Raw genomic sequence first — 2,448 nt, 5'->3', positions numbered from 1 at the left:
GAGGATAGCCTCAAGCCTCCCGCGTTAGGCCAACTGTCCGGTCGAAATGGGGGCCAGTTCACGGGGCGAGCCGGCGTGCCGCGACGACCTTCGGCCCCTCTTGAACAGGGAGGACCAGGCGGCATCGCTGCTTCCCCGCGGGGGCCGGCCATGCTAACCCGCCCCTGCCGCCCGTCCGGGGCGGCGGGTGGAGAGACGATGCACATGAAGCTGCCGAGCCTGGCGTTCATCGCGTCCGAGACCGCGCAGGCCGAGGAGGCCGCGCGGCGGCTTTCGGCGCTTTATGGCCAGGAGCGGCTGGAGGAGGCCGACGTGATCGTGGCGCTGGGCGGCGACGGCTTCATGCTGCAGACGCTGCACGCGCACATGAATGCCGGCTGCAAGATCTACGGCATGAACCAGGGGACCGTCGGGTTCCTGATGAACGAATATCGCGAGAACGACCTGCGCGAGCGCGTGGCGGCGGCCATTGCCGAGACCATCCGTCCGCTGAAGATGCAGGCGGTCACGGCCGACGGCGTGGAGGTCGACGCGCTGGCGATCAACGAGGTGTCGCTTCTGCGGCAATCCTACCAGGCGGCCAAGATCCGCATCACCATCGACGACCAGGTGCGGCTGGACGAGCTGATCTGCGACGGGGTGATGGTGGCGACGCCGGTCGGCTCCACCGCCTACAATCTGTCGGCGCAAGGGCCGATCCTGCCGCTGGACGCACCGCTTCTGGCGCTGACCCCCGTCAGCGCGTTCCGGCCGCGGCGCTGGCGCGGGGCGCTGATCCCCAACCAGTCGACGGTGCGGTTCGACGTGCTGGAAGCCGACAAGCGCCCGGTGAACGCGGTGGCGGACCATACCGAGGTGAAATCGGTGGTGTCGGTGACGATCCGCGAGTCGCGCGACGCGACGGCGACGATCCTGTTCGACGCCAGCCATTCGTGGGACGAACGCATTCTGGCCGAACAGTTCCGCTACTGACGGCGGGCGGGCCACAAAAACGGCGGCTCGAGGGAACCCAAGTACCCTGGTTTCGTTAAGCTTCCTGTCGCGCGGACGCGGCGGAAGGTTGACTTTCGCCGCATTGCACCGTAACGGCACTGACGAATTGCGCAAAAGCGCCCGGTCCGCCGCGCACCTCCGACGCGGCCCGCATACAGCTAAAGACAATCGATATCGTGTCATCAGACGACCAGAACGCGCCGGAAGCGGTGAAATTTTCAGACCTCGGCCTGTCGCCAAAGGTGCTGGCCGCCGTCACGGATGCCGGCTACACCACCCCAACCCCCATCCAGGCGGACGCCATTCCGCACGCGGTCGCCGGCAAGGACGTGCTGGGCATCGCCCAGACCGGCACCGGCAAGACGGCCGCCTTCGTGCTGCCGATGATCACGCGCCTGGAAAAGGGCCGTGCCCGGGCGCGCATGCCGCGCACGCTGATCCTCGAACCGACGCGCGAGCTCGCCGCGCAGGTGGAGGAGAACTTCGTCAAGTACGGCAAGAACCACCGGCTCAACATCGCGCTCCTGATCGGCGGCGTGTCGTTCGACGAGCAGGAAAAGAAGCTGGAGCGCGGCGCCGACGTGCTGATCGCCACGCCCGGCCGCATGCTCGACCATTTCGAACGCGGCAAGCTGCTTTTGACCGGCGTCGAGATCCTCGTCATCGACGAGGCCGACCGCATGCTCGACATGGGGTTCATCCCCGACATCGAGCGCATCTGCAAGCTGATCCCCTTCACCCGCCAGACGCTGTTCTTCTCGGCCACCATGCCGCCGGAGATCACCAAGCTGACCGAGCAGTTCCTGCAGGCGCCGGTGCGTGTGGAAGTGTCGAGGGCGGCCTCGACCAGCACCAACATCACCCAGCGGCTGGTGAAATCCGGCAACAAGGGCTGGGACAAGCGCGAGGCGCTGCGCAAGCTGATGCGCGAGGAAGACGAGAACCTCAAGAACGCGATCATCTTCTGCAACCGCAAGGTGGACGTGTCGGAGCTGTTCCGCTCGCTGGTCCGCCACGGCTTCGACGCCGGCGCGCTGCATGGCGACATGGACCAGCGCGCCCGCATGGCCATGCTGGCCGGCTTCCGCGACGGCAAGCTGCGCTATCTGGTGGCGTCGGACGTCGCCGCCCGCGGCCTCGACATTCCCGACGTCAGCCACGTGTTCAATTTCGACGTGCCGATCCACGCGGAGGATTACGTCCACCGCATCGGCCGCACGGGACGCGCCGGACGCCTCGGCAAATCCTTCACGATCGTCACCAAGTCGGACGCCAAATATCTCGACGCGATCGAGAAGCTGACCGGCAAGAAGATCGAGTGGCACGACGGCGACCTGTCGACCGTGGTGCAGAGCGAAGGCGAGGACGACGCGCCCCGCCGTGGCCGCGGCGCGCCCAAGCGCGGCGGTCGCCGCGAGCGTGAAGACGACGGCGGACGCGAGCGCGGCCGCAGCC

The 2,448-nt window shown here is 67.3% G+C and carries 2 protein-coding genes; both read left to right on the top strand.

Annotation, left to right across the window (positions count from 1 at the left end; translation table 11 throughout):
* Window positions 1–198 precede the first annotated feature (198 nt).
* The gene (locus EJC49_RS24980) at window positions 199–972 is read left to right on the top strand and encodes an NAD kinase (RefSeq protein WP_126702642.1); all 774 of its coding nucleotides are present in this window, start codon (window positions 199–201) and stop codon (window positions 970–972) included.
* Between the two features lie 197 nt (window positions 973–1,169).
* The coding region (locus EJC49_RS24975) for a DEAD/DEAH box helicase (RefSeq protein WP_170314864.1) at window positions 1,170–2,448 on the top strand (1,279 nt) is incomplete at its 3' end.

Source organism: Aquibium carbonis (assembly GCF_003970795.1).
Classification (GTDB): domain Bacteria; phylum Pseudomonadota; class Alphaproteobacteria; order Rhizobiales; family Rhizobiaceae; genus Aquibium; species Aquibium carbonis.
Note: the sequence above shows the minus strand (reverse complement) of the source record. Positions and strands in the feature narration are given on the sequence as shown.